The organism is Xenococcus sp. PCC 7305 (assembly GCF_000332055.1).
Classification (GTDB): Bacteria; Cyanobacteriota; Cyanobacteriia; order Cyanobacteriales; family Xenococcaceae; genus Xenococcus.
The window spans coordinates 13,177-28,449 of the sequence record NZ_ALVZ01000234.1 but is presented as its reverse complement, the minus strand read 5'-3'; the positions used below and the strand labels follow the sequence as shown (position 1 = coordinate 28,449).

Here is a 15,273-nt window from a genome sequence, read left to right as displayed (position 1 = left end):
TAATTTAATTCACACCAGAAGCATTTTATATTTTCTTAATGTTTTAGCCAATAGCCATAAGCATAGCGGCCTGTCAGCTTTTCTATAGTTATGCGATAGCAACTCTTGTCAAGCTCAGGTAACAAATTGTTACATATTTTGGTATATTGGTTACATAACTTAACAAAAGCAAATATAAAATTATGTATACCGTTAGAGAAGGAAATGGTCGCCTCAATAACTACGCCGTCGAACCAAAAGTGTATGTGGCGCAATACCCCGCAGCTAGTGAACAACGTCGCTATATTATTCAAGGTGCGATCGCAACTTTAATTGTCGCAGCAGCGCTTATAACTTCTTTTCTAGTTAGTTAAATTAATCACACCTATTTTTATCATCCTAGGAATATCCTGACAAATCAATCAAACTTTGCCCTTTCAGGCATCGAATGTATTAACTTTAGAATTAAATGTTCTATATAAATCCGCATCAACACAGAACTAAAACTATTGACGCTTCCGAACTTCTCAAGCTTTATGGTTTGGGGAAACGCAATTTTAGTCGAGTCAACCTCAAGCAAACTGATTTAAGAGAGGTTAATTTGTCTGAGGTTAAGTTGTGGCGAGCAAATTTAACTAAGGTTAATTTAAGTCACTCGATGCTAAGAAAAACTGATTTGAGCGAAGCTGATTTGATGAGAGCTACGCTATGGCGAACAGATTTTCAACAGGCTTGTTTAGTTGAAGCGCAAATTTCTCAAGCAATGCTAATTGGCGCAAGCTTTTCTCAAGCTATCTTACGAAAGTCGATTTTTCAGGGTGCAGATATGCGCTTAGTTTGCCTAGAAGATGCGGACTTACGAGGTGCTGATTTGTCAGGTGCTAATTTGAGTTATTCCAATCTGCGAGGAGCCGACTTAACGGGAGCAAATCTTAGTAATACTATTCTTACTGGTTCTTCCTTAAACCAAGCGAATTTCAGTGATACAAACCTAAAGGGAACAATTTTGGATGGGGTAGACCTGAGTCAAACTGTCTTAACTGAATAACACTTAAATAAAAAATATTACTATTTTAACTAATTAATTATATATAAAAATATTGTTACAAGTTGAAGGAGACTAATATTTCTTTTAATGGTGGTGAATAATCAATAATGAATCTGACTAATTCTCTACTGCGGGACTTGGTCACAGAGTTTTCTAGCCTACGTCCTCAAATATATTTCAAATCGTCTTTAATCGCTCTAGCCAGTGCAATGGAGGATTTGGTACTGGTTGGTGATGATAACCCGTTAGTCATTGCTGGTTTCCAGGAAGAACATTTTTTTAGCCCCAGTGAACGTCGCTTTTCTAGGATTGCGCAAAAAACAGATCAAGCCTATATGCTTGCAATGCCAGATAATAAGTCTGGTTTTTTAGTAAAAAATGCTAGTTATGAAACTATTTCCTTAGCTGCGACGGATACTCTAGTTGGGGAAAAGTTTCTTGTAGTTATTGGACAGCAATACACTGCCTGTTTGGTAGGGCAGGAAAAGCTTTCGCTAAAAGAGCTAAGAGAGATGAAAACTCCTGTAGAACCAGAAAAAAGATTTGAGGGCTTCTGGACTTTTGATGAGCATTTGACCAAAACTGCTGCTGATTGGTTATTAGGGAGGATTCAGGTTTATCGTCCTGATTTGGCAGAGAAAATAGCATGGGCAAGACAGTATTATTTGCAGAATAGGGAATGTAGAAACAATTTATTGCTTACAAGCCAAGCTGTAGACTTAGATATCTTTACGAAAAAATTGGTTACCTATTTGCAAGCTGGTCAGTATAAACTTATTAAAGCGTATAAGGCGATCGCAGTTGCGGAACGCAAAGAACATTTAATCAACAAGATTTCCCAGAAACAGCGCAATTCTCTCGATGCAGCAGAAATCCTCACCATTACCGTCAGAGAATTAGGGGAAATTTTTCCCCATTGCCGTTGTCTGCTATATCCTGTGAAACCGAATGAGACTGAGGTGACCATAGAACATGAGTTTGTCCCTGCTCAAACTCCATCATTAGTTGGACAAAAATGGTCAGTTGTCGATAATCCTATTTTTATAGTGGCTCAGACACAAGAATCTGCTTTGGTGATTAATGATGTCGCGGAGAATATTTATTTACAGGACAATGGGATTTTAAAAGAAAAAATAGAACGGGCTGCGATCGCGTCTTGGTTAATGGTTGCAATTCGTTATCAAGATAAATTGCTAGGTGTTTTGGAATTGCATTATGGTGACACCAAAGAGTTTAATTGGGAACCAGAAGATATTGCTTTGGTCGAGGCAGTGGCCAATAGTACGGGAACTGCTTTAACTCAAGCTAGTGCCTATACAAACCTCATGGAACTGAATCAAAAACTCGCAGCAGTAGAGCGGATTCAAAATAATTTGATTGCGGTGGTGGGACATGAGCTGAAAACACCCCTCTCGACAATTCGTATTTTTTTGGAAAGTTTAGCCAATGAACCAGATATGCCCCAGGAATTGCAGGGGGCAATGCTAGATTTGGCATTGTCTGATAGTGAGAGATTGGATCAGCTGATCAAGGATTTTTTGACGATATCCAAATTGGAAGCGGGAAAAGCTTATTGCGATATAGAACTAGTTGATATTAAGTATCCTCTCGATTTGGCATTGCATCGCATCACAAAAAAGTCTCCTGTTAGAGCAGTACCAAAAATTACGGTGAAATTATCTGATAAGCTGCTCGCTGTTTCAGCAGATGTGGAGGGGTTGGTAGAGGTCTTTTATAAACTACTAGATAATGCCTGTAAGTTTACTCCTGCTGAGGGAGAGATCATGATTACGGCAGGAATTGACCATGGGGAAGGGAAAGCGACCACCAATGGTTTTAGGAAGCAAACTTTGGTAGTAACCATTGCGGACACAGGACGAGGAATTGAACCTGAGCAACTTAAGCAAATTTTTGCTCGTTTTTCCCAGTCGGAGAATTATCTACGTCGGACGACTAGTGGGATTGGTTTGGGATTAGTGATTTGTCGTCAGATTATTAATGGGATGGGCGGAAAAATCTGGGCTACTAGTGAAGGAAAAAACCAGGGCAGCCAGTTTCACTTTACGATTCCTCTGGATTATTGACTGATACTAAATCCTGTTGAGATAAAAGGCTTACGAGTTGAGGGAAGGCAGATGGCAGACGGCAGCGGTGCGACCCCGCGCCTTTGCAAGGCGCTAGGGAACGCGCACCAAGAGAGACGGCAGAAGGGTTTGAACCTATTAAAATTCTCTCATCTAAAAGTGTGTTTGCGGAATCAGATTTAGTATGATTTAAATCAATATTATATAATTCTGCTATGCAACCAGAATGCAACCAATATGACAAATTTGACAATTAAGAATATCCCTGAAAATTTGTATCAAAAGCTCAAACAAAGTGCAAAACTTAACCGTCGCAGCATGAATTCTGAGGTCTTAGTTTGTCTAGAGCAAGTATTACTTCAATCAGAACCTGACGGAACAAGTATCTTGCCGAAAATTCGTAAGCTTCGTGCTCGATCTAATCGACATTTATTAACTGATGAAGAGATTCTCAAAATCAAAAATGAGGGTCGTTGATGATTGTTACAGATACTAATGTAATTGCTTATTTGTTTCTTGAAGGGGAACGTACCAAAGAAGCTGAATCCGTTCTCCTCTCTGATCCTGAATGGGTGGCTCCATATTTGTGGCGTTCTGAATTTCGTAACATTTTGGCTTTATATATCAGAAAAAGTTATCTTCAATTAGATGATGCTAGCTATATTATGCAGGAAGCTGAAGCCTTGATGTTGGGGAAAGAGTTTGAGATGAACTCAAAGCAGATATTAGATTTGGTTAAACAATCTCGATGCTCGGCATATGATTGCGAGTACGTAGCGCTTGCTCAGAAATTAGAAATTAATTTGGTGACGGCAGATCGTAAAATTTTATCTGAATTTCCCTCAATCGCGGTTTCTCTAAGTTCATTTAAGTAGTTTCAACTTATTCCATGAGTCTTAATTCTACAGCCTTGATCAATTCTGCAAATCCAGATTCACTGTGGATGGCCGTTGTTAGAGAATACATGTCTTTGAGAATATTGGTTAATTGAGGTATTTTATCGCGTATTTCATTATATAAATCGATATCGTCTCTAAATCCCTGTAGATTGGCAGAGGAAACAGTTTTCATTGCTTCATCTAATTTTGTAATTTCTTGTTCCCAATATTGAACATATTTAATGCGATCTACTGGTTTATATATGGATCTCTATTTTTTGAACGACGAATTGTTTCAGACTCTATTCCTTTTAGTACTTCTCTAAGATTTATCTCATCAGTTAGTCCTGGGGGAATAAAACTAGGCTTATTTTTCTTTTCTAAATCTAGTAACCATTCGTAATCTACTGGGGGAATTTCTGGATAGCCTGGAACTTGAACTTTTTGTTCTGCTTTAATCCTAGGAATAGTGCTATGAATATAGTCGAACTGAGAACGAATTGCGGTTAAAAGATTACGTCTAGTATTAATGTTTCCTTTAACGCGGATTTCAATGATTTTATCTTCTCGATCTGCTTTGACTAGGGCTGTATTTCCTTCATGCGCCAAAACTACGCCACTACGCCAATAGGTTTTTTGATGAATATAATGGTTCATACGAACTATGAAGCGAGAAATAATGCTCCCAGGTAAAACGGGATAATGATATTCAAAAGTTAGAGTATTGTCCCATTCTCCTGTGTAAGGTTCTTCCTTGGGTAAGATATCGGGAATGAGCCATTGTTTATCTGTTTCCATCTCAAAACAAAGTTCAAACTTGCGCATCATACCAATGATAAATAGATGCTTTCTGACTGGATAGCGACGTTTATTGATTTGATAGAGAATTCTTTTTAGAATGGTCAGAGTGAGAATCCCTCGATTGTCTACTATTAGTCCGCGATCGTTGAGTATTTTATACACACCATTGGTTACCCATTCAGGATTGAGAACATGAGTATCTTCTAGTCTGGGATCGTCTTGAAAATTGAGGACAATTCCCAAATCGTTTAATAAGCGGATTAGGATACGTTGTTTCTGTTCTTCCTCGACTTTTTCCTCTTCACACAAAGATTCATATTCTTCGTAGGGAATATAGTCTTTATCAATTTTTTCTAGCTTTTGTTTAATATTAAACCAAGGTAAAGGTAGCAAATCATCAATATGTTCTAGTTGATTAATTTCCTGTTTGACAAATTCTGCCAACTCAGGGATTCCTTCCCCTGTTTCGCACGAGATTTCAAAAAAATCTTTAATTTGAGAATATTTTTTTTTTAGGCCATTCTTATCGATATCGAAAGGATGTTGATCGGCTTTATTCCCAACAAGAATTACAGGGGCATCCTTGCCAAAACTCTGAATAATTTTCAGCCAATATTCAATGCGGTTTTCTTCTTCACTCTGAGTTGTGTCAACAATCAAAAGATAAAGGCTACGCTCAGTTAAGAAAAATTGGTGGGTAGAATGCATAATTTCTTGTCCGCCAAAATCCCAAATATTAACTTGCAGTTCTTTGTCTTCTATCTCAATTTTCCAATTCTCGATATCGATACCATCAGTTTTGTTGCGAGTCGGATCGTATTGATTTCTAATTAATCGTTCTCTAAGACAAGTTTTCCCAACATTTCCTTGCCCTACCAGTAACATTTTGGCTTCATGAAGTGGTTGTTTTTGATCTTTTTGCAGAGAGAAATAGTAATTGATGATAATTGATGCATACTTTTCTTTGATAATTTCAGGGGGAATTGGCAGAGAATTATTTGAAACTGAAAGATGCCTAAGGTTGAATAGTTGTGAAATTTCTGGTGGCAAATTGCTCAGCGAATTGTTTGAGAGGAAAAGTTCTGTGAGGTTGGATAATCGTACAATTCCTGGTGGTAGACTGCTGAGAAAATTATTGTTGAGATCAAGTATTGTCAGGTTGGATAATTGTATAATTTCTGGGGGCAGACTGCTGAGAAAATTATTATTTAGATCAAGTATTGTCAGGTTGGATAATTGCACAATTTCTGGGGGCAGACTACTGAGGGAGTTATTTAAGAGGTAAAGTTCTGTGAGGTTGGATAGTTGTCCGATTTCTGGAGGTAGACTACTGAGGGAATTATTTGAGAGGTAAAGTGCTGTAAGGTTGGATATTTGTCCGATTTCTGGGGGCAGACTACTGAGGGAATTATTTGAGAGATCAAGTCCTTCAAGGTTGGATATTTGTCCGATTTCTGGCGGAAGTTCAGTTAGTTCCATCCTCGAAAGATCTAGTACTCCCTCTTGCTCCTTGGCAGCTTGTTCAATTTTTTTAAGTGCTTTGTCATAAGATGGATCGTGCTTTTTTGCTGGAGCTGAGGTGAGGATGTTAGTTTGATCTAGAGTTATCTCTACGGGATACCAATCGCGAACAATCTCTTCTGGTCTTAAATCCAAAACATCACAAATCGCTTCTACCGCTTGTTCTCCAACTTTGTATGTGCCATTTCCCCATTGAGGATTAAACAGTCGTTTTACTTTATCTTCTGTTTCATTGGCTGCTGCGGCAATTTTCTGATAAGTATATTTTTTAATTCGCTTTGCTTCCTTTAGTTTCCTGACTCCTTTTGCTGTCGCCAGATAACCGCCTCGTCTTTTCTGAGTACTCATTTGGTAATAAGCAAAATAAACTCTCTCTACTTTAGCTAAAAAGTACGTATAAGTGCTTGCAAGTTCTTGAACCCCTCTCCAAACCTCTCCCCTCAAAGGAGAGAGGCTTAATGTTTCTTATTTTCTCATCTTGTGGAAGATATCTAGTAAGAGTTCAAATCAGTTTTAATTTGATAATCAGTGCGTTTACATAACAGTTGATGCTCGTACTTAATGGTGCTTGGGTACGTGGTTCTTTTGCCTGTAGCTTGTAGTTAATTCATCAAACGCAAAGCAACACTATGCAGCCAATCAAACAATCTCAAACCAAAATCACCATCGTTGTCCCTTCTGTTGAAAAAGCTCAACCATCCAAGAAACCAAAAATCAATCCTTGGATTTTCAAAGTTATCTCTGTGACTGTAGTTACTCTAATGAGTTGGCTAACTCCAGAAGCTGCGATCGCAATTTTCCTGATCAAGTTATTGTTTATCTTCCTGGAATGGCTCAACAAAAAAGATGCAAAATAGTAGTCACTATAGTTGAATCATGATTTTTAACGCGATCGCAGTTCCTAATTTTTCTCCAGTTGCGATCGCACATTTCATAGACTGAGCAGTGCGAATCAATACTCAACACTGCCAAACCTTAAAAAGTATATTAGCAATTGAAGGCTTGATTTTGAGTATCAAATTTCTCTACAGTTTCAGCAATAAAATCTCTCAAAAGCTTAGAACGAATATCTTTCGGGATTGCCATAAACTTTTCATACTGTTCTTCTGGAACACGAATACCTATAGGTTTTTTCCCCATAGGCTTTTCTCCTACAGGTTTAAATTTATACTTCTCAAGTTGATCTGTTCTTCGATTTGATTTAGTCATTCTGGAAAAGTGAAAAAACTTTACAAAAGTAATCTCTCTAGGCGTGTTAACAGCTACTATATGGTATTATTATATTGTGATTGAATTAGTAAAGAAGCAACTACAGCCTGAGAAACTTAGTTATTACTTCTCTACTTGTACTCAACCACTTATTCACAAGCCATTTACATAAATGCATATGACTAATCTCAGTATACATCAATCATCTATAGACGTAATAGCCTCGAACACCAAACAGCAAAACAATCTTTGGGGTGAAGCGTCATGACAAAAAAATATCTGCTTAATCCCTTCAACGCTGTATATCAAGATAATATCCTACTGAGCAACAAGCCAGAAATCCAAGAACTAAACGAATATGCGATTGGTTTAGAAGACAAAATAGCAGGAGACTTCGATCTACAATATCTCACCTTCGAGTTTGCCTATAACCAACTTGCCTTCGTTCGTAACGGCTTGTTACTCGCCAAAATCAAATTCCTCAAACTATACAAAAACTATGGGGACGGAACCTTTGCGTCTTTTTGTCGAGAAAAACTTAGAAAACAACGCTGGCAGATTAACGATACTATTCGCGCTGCTAGAGTAGTTTTAGAATTAATGTATGCCGGATTTGATGTTTTACCCACTAATATTTCTCAGGCGATTGCTCTGGCCAAATTAACAGGAGAGAAATTAGTAGAAACTTGGCGCAGCATCATTAACATCATTCCTCTGGATAAAATAACCGCTAAAAGCATTCGCAATTTACTCAACCCAACCACAGAGAAAGAGAGAACTGTCACTACAATTCAAGTGCCACCAGAAGTCCATGAAGATATCCACAAAGAAGCCGCCGAAAGAGGTCTGTCTATCGTGGAATTGCTCAAAATGATGCTGGAATTTTTCATCAGTAGTGAAAATTCACACCTTTCGCAACCTGAGATAAATACGCCAGATTACAAGCAAAAGCAACAAATCTGGCGAGAAGATCTGGCAAAACTCGTTGAAGAACAGGAAAATTCAGCAATATTATCTCCTTAAATAGCAGCCTCTCGCCGATCGCACAGTTAGGTTAAGACAGTTTACTTTTCACTAAAGTTTGAATTTTCTTACCGTCAGCCTTGCCCTTCAATTGCTTCATGGCAACTCCCATAACCTTGCCTAAATCCTTGGCAGAAGTGGCTCCGACAGAAGCGATAATTTCATCGAGAATTGATTCTACTTCACTATCATCTAGTTGTTTAGGGAGATAGGTTTCAATAATTGCCAATTCTTGACTTTCTTTGGCTGCCAAATCTTCTCTGCCGGCCTTCTGATACTGGGCGATCGAATCCCGTCGCTGTTTAGCCTGTTGTACCAAAATCTCCACTTCATTTTCCTCAGTAAGACTGTCTTGCCCTTTAGGTCGTAAAGCAACTTCTTTTTCCAGAATGGCTTTTTTGATACCACGTACTGTTTCTAGACGAACTTTATCTTTCGCCTTCATTGCTGACTTAATCTCTTCTCCAATACGCTCTTTAAGACCCATAACTTTAAATACTTAAACTTATATTCTATTGCCAATACTTTATGAGAATGAACCCATGATTCAGATTATAAGCTTTCGCCCGCCTTTCAGAATTTCCCCAAAACCTAAAACCTAAAACCTTCTCCTCACAATTACCTTCCTAATGTCAGATATAATAAATCCGTTACTCTTGCTAAAAATGAATGTCCGTAGAAATTCAAACTGAACTAGAACAAGCTGTTGATGGTCGTCGCAATTTTGCCATTATCTCTCACCCTGATGCAGGGAAAACGACCCTAACCGAGAAATTGTTACTTTATGGGGGTGCAATCCATGAAGCAGGTTCGGTAAAGGCCAGGCGCGCTCAACGGAAAGCTACTTCAGACTGGATGGAGATGGAACAACAAAGGGGTATTTCTATCACCTCTACTGTGTTGCAATTTCGCTACGATGATTTCCAGATCAATCTCCTTGATACTCCTGGACACCAAGATTTTAGTGAAGATACTTATCGAACATTAGCAGCAGCAGATAATGCGGTGATGTTAATTGATGCTGCTAAGGGATTGGAACCGCAAACTCGTAAGTTATTTGAAGTGTGCCAACTGCGTGCGCTGCCAATTTTTACCTTTGTCAATAAACTAGATCGGCCTGGCAGGGAAGCTCTAGAATTACTAGACGAAATTGAGCAAGAGCTTGGCATGGCGACTTATGCCGTGAATTGGCCCATTGGGATGGGCGATCGCTTCACTGGGGTATTCGATCGCATTGAGAAGAAAATACATTTGTTTGAACGTCGCTCTCATGGCAGCAAAGCCGCGCAAGAGACGGTCCTGGAACTAGATGATCCCAAACTTGAAGCAATCTTAGAGCCGGAACTTTATGTTCAACTCCAAGAAGAGCTAGAAATCCTCGATGAAATAGCCGCTGATTTCGACCTTGAACAAATCCATGCTGGCAAAATGACCCCTGTGTTTTTTGGCAGTGCCATGACCAATTTTGGGGTGGAATTATTCCTCAAATCTTTCCTGGAATATGCCCTCAAACCAGAAGGACGCAACTCATCCCAAGGGGAAATCGAGCCGACCTACCCCGAATTTACCGGTTTTGTTTTCAAACTTCAAGCTAATATGGACCCCAAACATCGCGACCGAGTAGCTTTTGTTCGAGTATGTACAGGGAAGTTTGAAAAAGACATGACAGTTCGACATGCTCGCACAGGGAAAACTGTTCGCCTGTCTCGTCCTCAGAAACTATTTGCCCAAGGTAGAGAATCACTTGATGTGGCCTATCCTGGAGATGTCATCGGGTTGAATAATCCTGGGGTTTTTGCGATCGGCGATACTATTTATAACGGGAAAAAACTAGAGTACGAGGGGATTCCCTGCTTTTCTCCCGAAATTTTTGCTTACCTAAAAAATCCTAACCCTTCTAAGTTCAAACAATTCCAAAAGGGAATCACCGAATTGCGGGAAGAAGGTGCAATTCAGATTATGTATTCTTCTGATGAATTTAAGCGTGAGCCTATTTTAGCTGCGGTGGGACAACTTCAGTTTGAAGTGGTACAGTTTCGCCTTAGAAATGAATATGGCGTAGAAACTGCCTTGGAACCTTTATCCTACAGTCTGGCCCGTTGGGTTGGTGGCGGTTGGGAAGCCCTGGAAAAATCAGGGAAGATTTTTAACACCATGACCGTCAAAGATAATTGGGGAAGACCAGTTTTATTAATCAGAAATGAATGGAATTTAGGTCAAATTATGGCGGATAATCCCGATTTAAATCTTAAGTCTACTGCTCCTGTCGGTGCAGGAATTGAACCAGATTAAATCGAAGGCAGAGGGCAGAGGGCAGAGGGCAGATGGCAGATGGTATAAATAAATACTCTGCTCCCTTTCTCAAGGGCGAAGCCCGACAACTGATAACTGATAACTGATAACTGATAACTGACTCATGTCTTGGCAAGAATTTTCTGGCGGTTCTATCTATCTTCCCCCACAAGAAATTGTCGGGGTGGTTCATTTTCTGGGAGGAGCTTTTGTTGCTACTGCTCCCCAACTGTCTTATCGTTCCTTTTTAGAGCAAATAGGAGAAGCTGGATTTGCAATTATTGCCACACCCTTTCTCAATACTTTCGATCATTTAACTATTGCTAAGGAAGTTCTCAATCGTTTCGAGAATATTTGCGATCGCCTTCAAGCAATGGATGCTTTTGGGAAACGATATCTTCCTATTTATGGCATTGGTCATAGCATGGGTTGCAAGCTACATTTACTCATTGGTAGTTTGTTTAATGTCGAAAGAGCAGGCAATATTCTGATTTCTTTTAATAATTATCCGGCGGCTCGGGCGATTCCTTTTGGGGAGCAGATCCCTGTGACGGAGGCTTTGGATCTAGAATTTACGCCTTCCCCTCAAGAAACTAAGAATTTAATCTCTCAAGATTACAAAATAGCTCGCAATCTTCTGATTAAGTTTAATAATGACACTATAGACCAAACGCCAAATCTACAATTTAGTTTACAAAAGCGTTTTCCCAATAGTACAGTAATGCGAACGCTCAAGGGTAATCATTTAACTCCTTTGGGTCAGGATGTGCCCTGGCAAACGGGAGCTGTGTTTTCTCCTCTAGATGCGATCGCACAATGGTTTAAGCAAGGATTGTCTGGAGAATTAACTGGTCTGCGATCGGAAGTCTTGATGTGGCTGAATCCTGTTGCCTATATGTAAAGACAAGACTGAAGGCTGAGTACTTCAAGGATCTGCTTCTCCTGCAAAAATATAAGTCTGGACGATATAAACTGCGTCCACTATCAGTATTAGATGCTGGCCCACTAATAAACTAACTTGGCAATATTTGAGTTTCACTAGTCTCATTTTTTCTCAACACCTATTTCGAAAAAGCTTAGGTTAGTATGAGGTTGAGCAATAACAGTATGCTGCTGTCGCTTGCTGTTGGATCTCATTACATAACACTATAATTAACTACTATTAAAAAATGTACGACTTTGCAATTATTGGTGGGGGAATTGTTGGCTTATCTACCGCAATGGCTCTCGGACAAAAATATCCTGATGCCAAAATAGTTTTATTAGAAAAAGAAGCCAATTGGGCGAGTCACCAGACAGGAAATAATAGCGGTGTGATTCATTCAGGAATTTATTATAAACCAGGAAGTTTTAAAGCTAAGTTTTGCCGTGAAGGGAACCAGGCTCTAATTGATTTTTGCCAAGAACATAATATTAAATATGATCTTTGTGGCAAAGTGATCGTAGCAACTTCAGAAGAAGAACTACCTCGATTAGACAATATTTACCAAAGAGGAATTGAAAATAATATCCCAGTCGCTAAACTGACTCAAGAAGAAGTCAAAGACTATGAACCCTATGTTAGTTGCCTAGCAGGCATTTTGGTTAAATCCACCGGAATTATTGATTACAAGCAAGTCGCCCTCAAATATGTGGAATTAGCCACCAAACAAGGAGCAGAATTACATTGCGATCGCGCTGTTAAAGACATTAAAGAAAACAAAGATAGTTATACCTTAATCACTAATAAAGAGGAATATCAGACCCGTTTTCTCATCAATTGCGCTGGATTATACAGCGATCGCGTTGCTCAACTAGCAGGAGTCAAGCCACCGGCAAAAATCGTACCTTTTCGCGGAGAATATTACGAATTAACCCCAGAAAAATGCCACCTAGTTAAAACGCTAATTTATCCTGTGCCCAATCCCAATTTTCCCTTTTTAGGTGTACATTTCACCAAAATGATTGATGGCAGTGTTCATGCCGGGCCCAATGCTGTACTAAGTTTCAAGCGAGAAGGTTATCACAAAACTGATTTCAATCTTCGAGATTTTGTTGATACTATGACCTATCCTGGGTTCTGGAAACTTTCTGCTAAGCATGGTAAAAATGGGCTGCAAGAAATGGCTCGTTCTTGGAGTAAAGCTTTATTTGTCAAGAGTTTGCAAAAGTTAATCCCCGAAGTCCAAAGCAAAGACGTGGTTCCGACCCATGCAGGAGTGAGAGCCCAGGCATTAGGAACTAATGGCAAATTGGTGGATGATTTTCTGATCATAGACCGACCCCAAGCAATGCATGTGTGCAATGCTCCTTCTCCTGCGGCCACCTCTTCGATCGCCATTGGCAATGCGATCGCCCAAAGAGTCAATCTTCATAATTAGCTTCTGGCCAAAAGATTAATCAAAATGTGATCCAAATCATTTCAAAGATATTATTTATAAGACATAATAATACCTATAGAGATAGAGCTATATAACAGGTATTGATTTACCGCCCTTGGTTATTTATAACTGGGGGTTTTTTCTTGCCTTGAACTAACAATTTAGCTTATTTAAAATTGAAGCTTCATATATGAGTTCCAAACTTTTTGGAGATTTTGAGCATCATTTGGCGATACATGCCCAATTTTGACTGACAATAAAGATTTCTCTAGAAAATCAAGTCGAGAAAGACGCACTGTAGATAAGACTCTTAATCCACTTTCATTCCAATCTTGTAATAAAACATCGGTTTGAGTACGAGGAGCTGCCGAAGTTACTGCCGCTACTACTACATCATTACCATCAAGCCAAAGTATTAAAACAGGACGTCTTTTTGAATTTAAACCATTAGTAAATGGAATTTCAGCAACCCAAAAATCACCCGATTGGATAGTCATCATATAATCCTTCATCTTCTATTGCATAGCCGCTAAGAAAAGCATTATGACTACGAACTGGTTCAGTTTTTTTGGGCTTGGGTTGAATCGTAATAATCCAACTACCGACTCCTACTTGGTCAACTAAAGACTGAGGCAAAGTTAGAGTTTCTCCTGGCCGAACTTCAATTTCACAAGTTAAATTATCTGCAATATTTTTCATTTTGTATCTAAACAATAGATGAAGAATTTAAGGGCAATTAAACATATTTATAGATTCAGTACAAATCCTATAAATTCCATTTGGATTGACGATTGTACCCCTATTTTAAGATATTTGGCCCAAAAAATTTTTAATAGTCATAATCGTTCTTATCAACTAAAGTTTCGGGACGTCCACCCAACAGCGACTGTTATGGGATTGATGAGACAAGTCCATCAGAAGTTGGGAATAAATCCCTTCTTTTAGAGAAGGAGTGAGAGATTTTCCTTGATCAATAGATTCCACTAGACGATCCACTGTTCTAATAAAAGGTGCTAGACGACCATCGCTAAACATTTGAGGAAAAGCTAAACGCTTGGGAATTTCTACAGTAGTAAGAGTTTTTCCCGCGGGGGCAGCCCAGAGTTTAAATCCATGAACATAATCTTTGAGATTATCGCTACCCAAAACCAAAGTGCCTTGATCACCATAGATTTCTACCCAATGACCTCGACCATTGTAGGTAACCGAACTTATAGATAACTGACAAGGTGTGCCATCAGCCAATTCCATCATAATTAAACAAGTATCATCTGCATCCACTGGCTTTAAACTATTGCCATCTTGCGGATCGGGTCGTTCGGGGATAGCGCAAGTTAAATTAGCAGATAAGCGCTTCACGTCACCAAATAGCCAACTAATATAGTCGAAAGCATGGGAGCCTACAGCGCCCAAAGCTCCGCCGCCACGATCTTTGCGAGCATACCAATTCCAAGGTCTGGTGGGATCAGCACGACTAGTGACAATCCAATCAATTTTAATTAATCGGGTTTTCCCGACATATCCTTGTTGCAAATATTCCGCTAAAAGTTGCCAAGCAGGAACAAAGCGAAATTCAAAATCTGCGATCGCGACTAAGCCCCTTGAATCTGCCAGGCGATCGAGCTTTCTAACCTCCTCAACATTCATTGCCATGGGTTTTTCCAATAGCAAATGCTTCCCTGCTTCTAAAGCGGCGCCGGCCATTTCGTAGTGTAAAAAGGGCGGAGTGGTAACGCTTACAGCATCGACTTCAGGCAAGGCCAAAATCTTGTCCAAATTATTGTGAGCATAGCGGATGCCATGGGAATCTGCGATCGCCTTTGCCGTTCCCAAATCGCGATTGTAAACTGCTACGACTTCAGTGCGAGGATGATGTTGAAAGCCGGGAATATGAATTTTTTTTCCGAAACCAGTTCCAATAACTGCAATACCAATTTTTTTACCTGAAGAGGCCATAGTAGTTATCCAAAAAAGTTCTGATAGGTTTGATAAGTCATGGGGAATTAGGGCAATAGGGAATTAGAGAGCATATTTACCTTTCATACAACAAGGAGAAGGAAGAAACTAAAGAATATGAA

The 15,273-nt window shown here is 39.3% G+C and carries 17 protein-coding genes; 10 read left to right on the top strand and 7 right to left on the bottom strand.

Going from position 1 to position 15,273, the window contains the following annotated elements:
• Nucleotides 1-182: 182 nt before the first annotated feature.
• The 5 genes from psb34 (at nt 183) to XEN7305_RS25700 (ending at nt 3,986) form a co-directional block, all read left to right on the top strand.
• On the top strand, nt 183-353 hold the full coding sequence (gene psb34 / locus XEN7305_RS28780) for a photosystem II assembly protein Psb34 (RefSeq protein WP_006512488.1): 171 nt from the start codon (nt 183-185) through the stop codon (nt 351-353).
• A 95-nt stretch (nt 354-448) separates the two neighbouring features.
• On the top strand, nt 449-1,027 hold the full coding sequence (locus XEN7305_RS25715; protein WP_006512487.1) for a pentapeptide repeat-containing protein: 579 nt from the start codon (nt 449-451) through the stop codon (nt 1,025-1,027).
• A 107-nt stretch (nt 1,028-1,134) separates the two neighbouring features.
• Entirely contained in the window at nt 1,135-3,111 is a 1,977-nt protein-coding gene (locus XEN7305_RS25710; protein WP_006512486.1) for a DICT sensory domain-containing protein, read from the top strand.
• A 237-nt stretch (nt 3,112-3,348) separates the two neighbouring features.
• Complete coding sequence (locus tag XEN7305_RS25705; RefSeq protein WP_006512485.1) at nt 3,349-3,588, top strand: Arc family DNA-binding protein; 240 nt, start codon at nt 3,349-3,351, stop codon at nt 3,586-3,588.
• Nucleotides 3,588-3,986 (top strand): type II toxin-antitoxin system VapC family toxin, encoded by a 399-nt coding sequence (locus XEN7305_RS25700; protein ID WP_006512484.1) that lies wholly within the window; start codon nt 3,588-3,590, stop codon nt 3,984-3,986. Before XEN7305_RS25705 ends, XEN7305_RS25700 begins: the two co-directional genes overlap by 1 nt.
• Nucleotides 3,987-3,993: 7 nt before the next feature.
• On the opposite strand, the gene XEN7305_RS25695 is transcribed toward XEN7305_RS25700, so the two are convergent.
• Both XEN7305_RS25695 and XEN7305_RS25690 read right to left on the bottom strand, forming a co-directional pair.
• Nucleotides 3,994-4,182, bottom strand: coding sequence for a hypothetical protein (locus XEN7305_RS25695; RefSeq protein ID WP_006512483.1), 189 nt, complete (start codon nt 4,180-4,182; stop codon nt 3,994-3,996).
• 56 nt (nt 4,183-4,238) lie between these two features.
• On the bottom strand, nt 4,239-6,659 hold the full coding sequence (locus XEN7305_RS25690) for a COR domain-containing protein (RefSeq protein ID WP_006512482.1): 2,421 nt from the start codon (nt 6,657-6,659) through the stop codon (nt 4,239-4,241).
• A 281-nt stretch (nt 6,660-6,940) separates the two neighbouring features.
• On the opposite strand from XEN7305_RS25690, the gene XEN7305_RS25685 reads away from it, so the two are divergent.
• On the top strand, nt 6,941-7,168 hold the full coding sequence (locus XEN7305_RS25685) for a hypothetical protein (RefSeq protein WP_006512481.1): 228 nt from the start codon (nt 6,941-6,943) through the stop codon (nt 7,166-7,168).
• Between the two features lie 130 nt (nt 7,169-7,298).
• Here XEN7305_RS25685 and XEN7305_RS25680 read toward each other — a convergent pair whose 3' ends face one another.
• Nucleotides 7,299-7,520 carry a hypothetical protein gene (locus XEN7305_RS25680; RefSeq protein WP_040899689.1) on the bottom strand — a complete coding sequence of 74 codons (222 nt, stop codon included), beginning with the start codon at nt 7,518-7,520 and terminating at the stop codon, nt 7,299-7,301.
• Nucleotides 7,521-7,784: 264 nt separating this feature from the next.
• Here XEN7305_RS25680 and XEN7305_RS25675 point away from each other — a divergent pair, with 264 nt between their 5' ends.
• Nucleotides 7,785-8,543 (top strand): hypothetical protein, encoded by a 759-nt coding sequence (locus XEN7305_RS25675; protein WP_006512479.1) that lies wholly within the window; start codon nt 7,785-7,787, stop codon nt 8,541-8,543.
• 31 nt (nt 8,544-8,574) lie between these two features.
• Here the strand turns inward: XEN7305_RS25675 and XEN7305_RS25670 are convergent, their stop codons facing one another.
• Nucleotides 8,575-9,030, bottom strand: coding sequence for a GatB/YqeY domain-containing protein (locus XEN7305_RS25670; RefSeq protein WP_006512478.1), 456 nt, complete (start codon nt 9,028-9,030; stop codon nt 8,575-8,577).
• Between the two features lie 182 nt (nt 9,031-9,212).
• On the opposite strand from XEN7305_RS25670, the gene prfC reads away from it, so the two are divergent.
• From prfC to lhgO, 3 genes are all read left to right on the top strand, one after another.
• Nucleotides 9,213-10,835 carry a peptide chain release factor 3 gene (prfC, locus tag XEN7305_RS25665; protein ID WP_006512477.1) on the top strand — a complete coding sequence of 541 codons (1,623 nt, stop codon included), beginning with the start codon at nt 9,213-9,215 and terminating at the stop codon, nt 10,833-10,835.
• Nucleotides 10,836-10,959: 124 nt separating this feature from the next.
• Nucleotides 10,960-11,736, top strand: coding sequence for a DUF1350 family protein (locus XEN7305_RS25660; RefSeq protein WP_006512476.1), 777 nt, complete (start codon nt 10,960-10,962; stop codon nt 11,734-11,736).
• A gap of 268 nt (nt 11,737-12,004) precedes the next feature.
• Entirely contained in the window at nt 12,005-13,195 is a 1,191-nt protein-coding gene (gene lhgO, locus XEN7305_RS25655; protein WP_006512474.1) for an L-2-hydroxyglutarate oxidase, read from the top strand.
• Between the two features lie 170 nt (nt 13,196-13,365).
• On the opposite strand, the gene XEN7305_RS25650 is transcribed toward lhgO, so the two are convergent.
• From XEN7305_RS25650 to XEN7305_RS25640, 3 genes are all read right to left on the bottom strand, one after another.
• Entirely contained in the window at nt 13,366-13,695 is a 330-nt protein-coding gene (locus XEN7305_RS25650; protein ID WP_040899686.1) for a type II toxin-antitoxin system PemK/MazF family toxin, read from the bottom strand.
• The gene (locus tag XEN7305_RS25645) at nt 13,673-13,894 is read right to left on the bottom strand and encodes a hypothetical protein (protein ID WP_006512472.1); all 222 of its coding nucleotides are present in this window, start codon (nt 13,892-13,894) and stop codon (nt 13,673-13,675) included. The genes XEN7305_RS25650 and XEN7305_RS25645 overlap by 23 nt, the downstream gene beginning before the upstream one ends.
• Nucleotides 13,895-14,050: 156 nt before the next feature.
• Nucleotides 14,051-15,151 carry a Gfo/Idh/MocA family protein gene (locus XEN7305_RS25640; protein WP_006512470.1) on the bottom strand — a complete coding sequence of 367 codons (1,101 nt, stop codon included), beginning with the start codon at nt 15,149-15,151 and terminating at the stop codon, nt 14,051-14,053.
• Nucleotides 15,152-15,273: the final 122 nt, after the last annotated feature.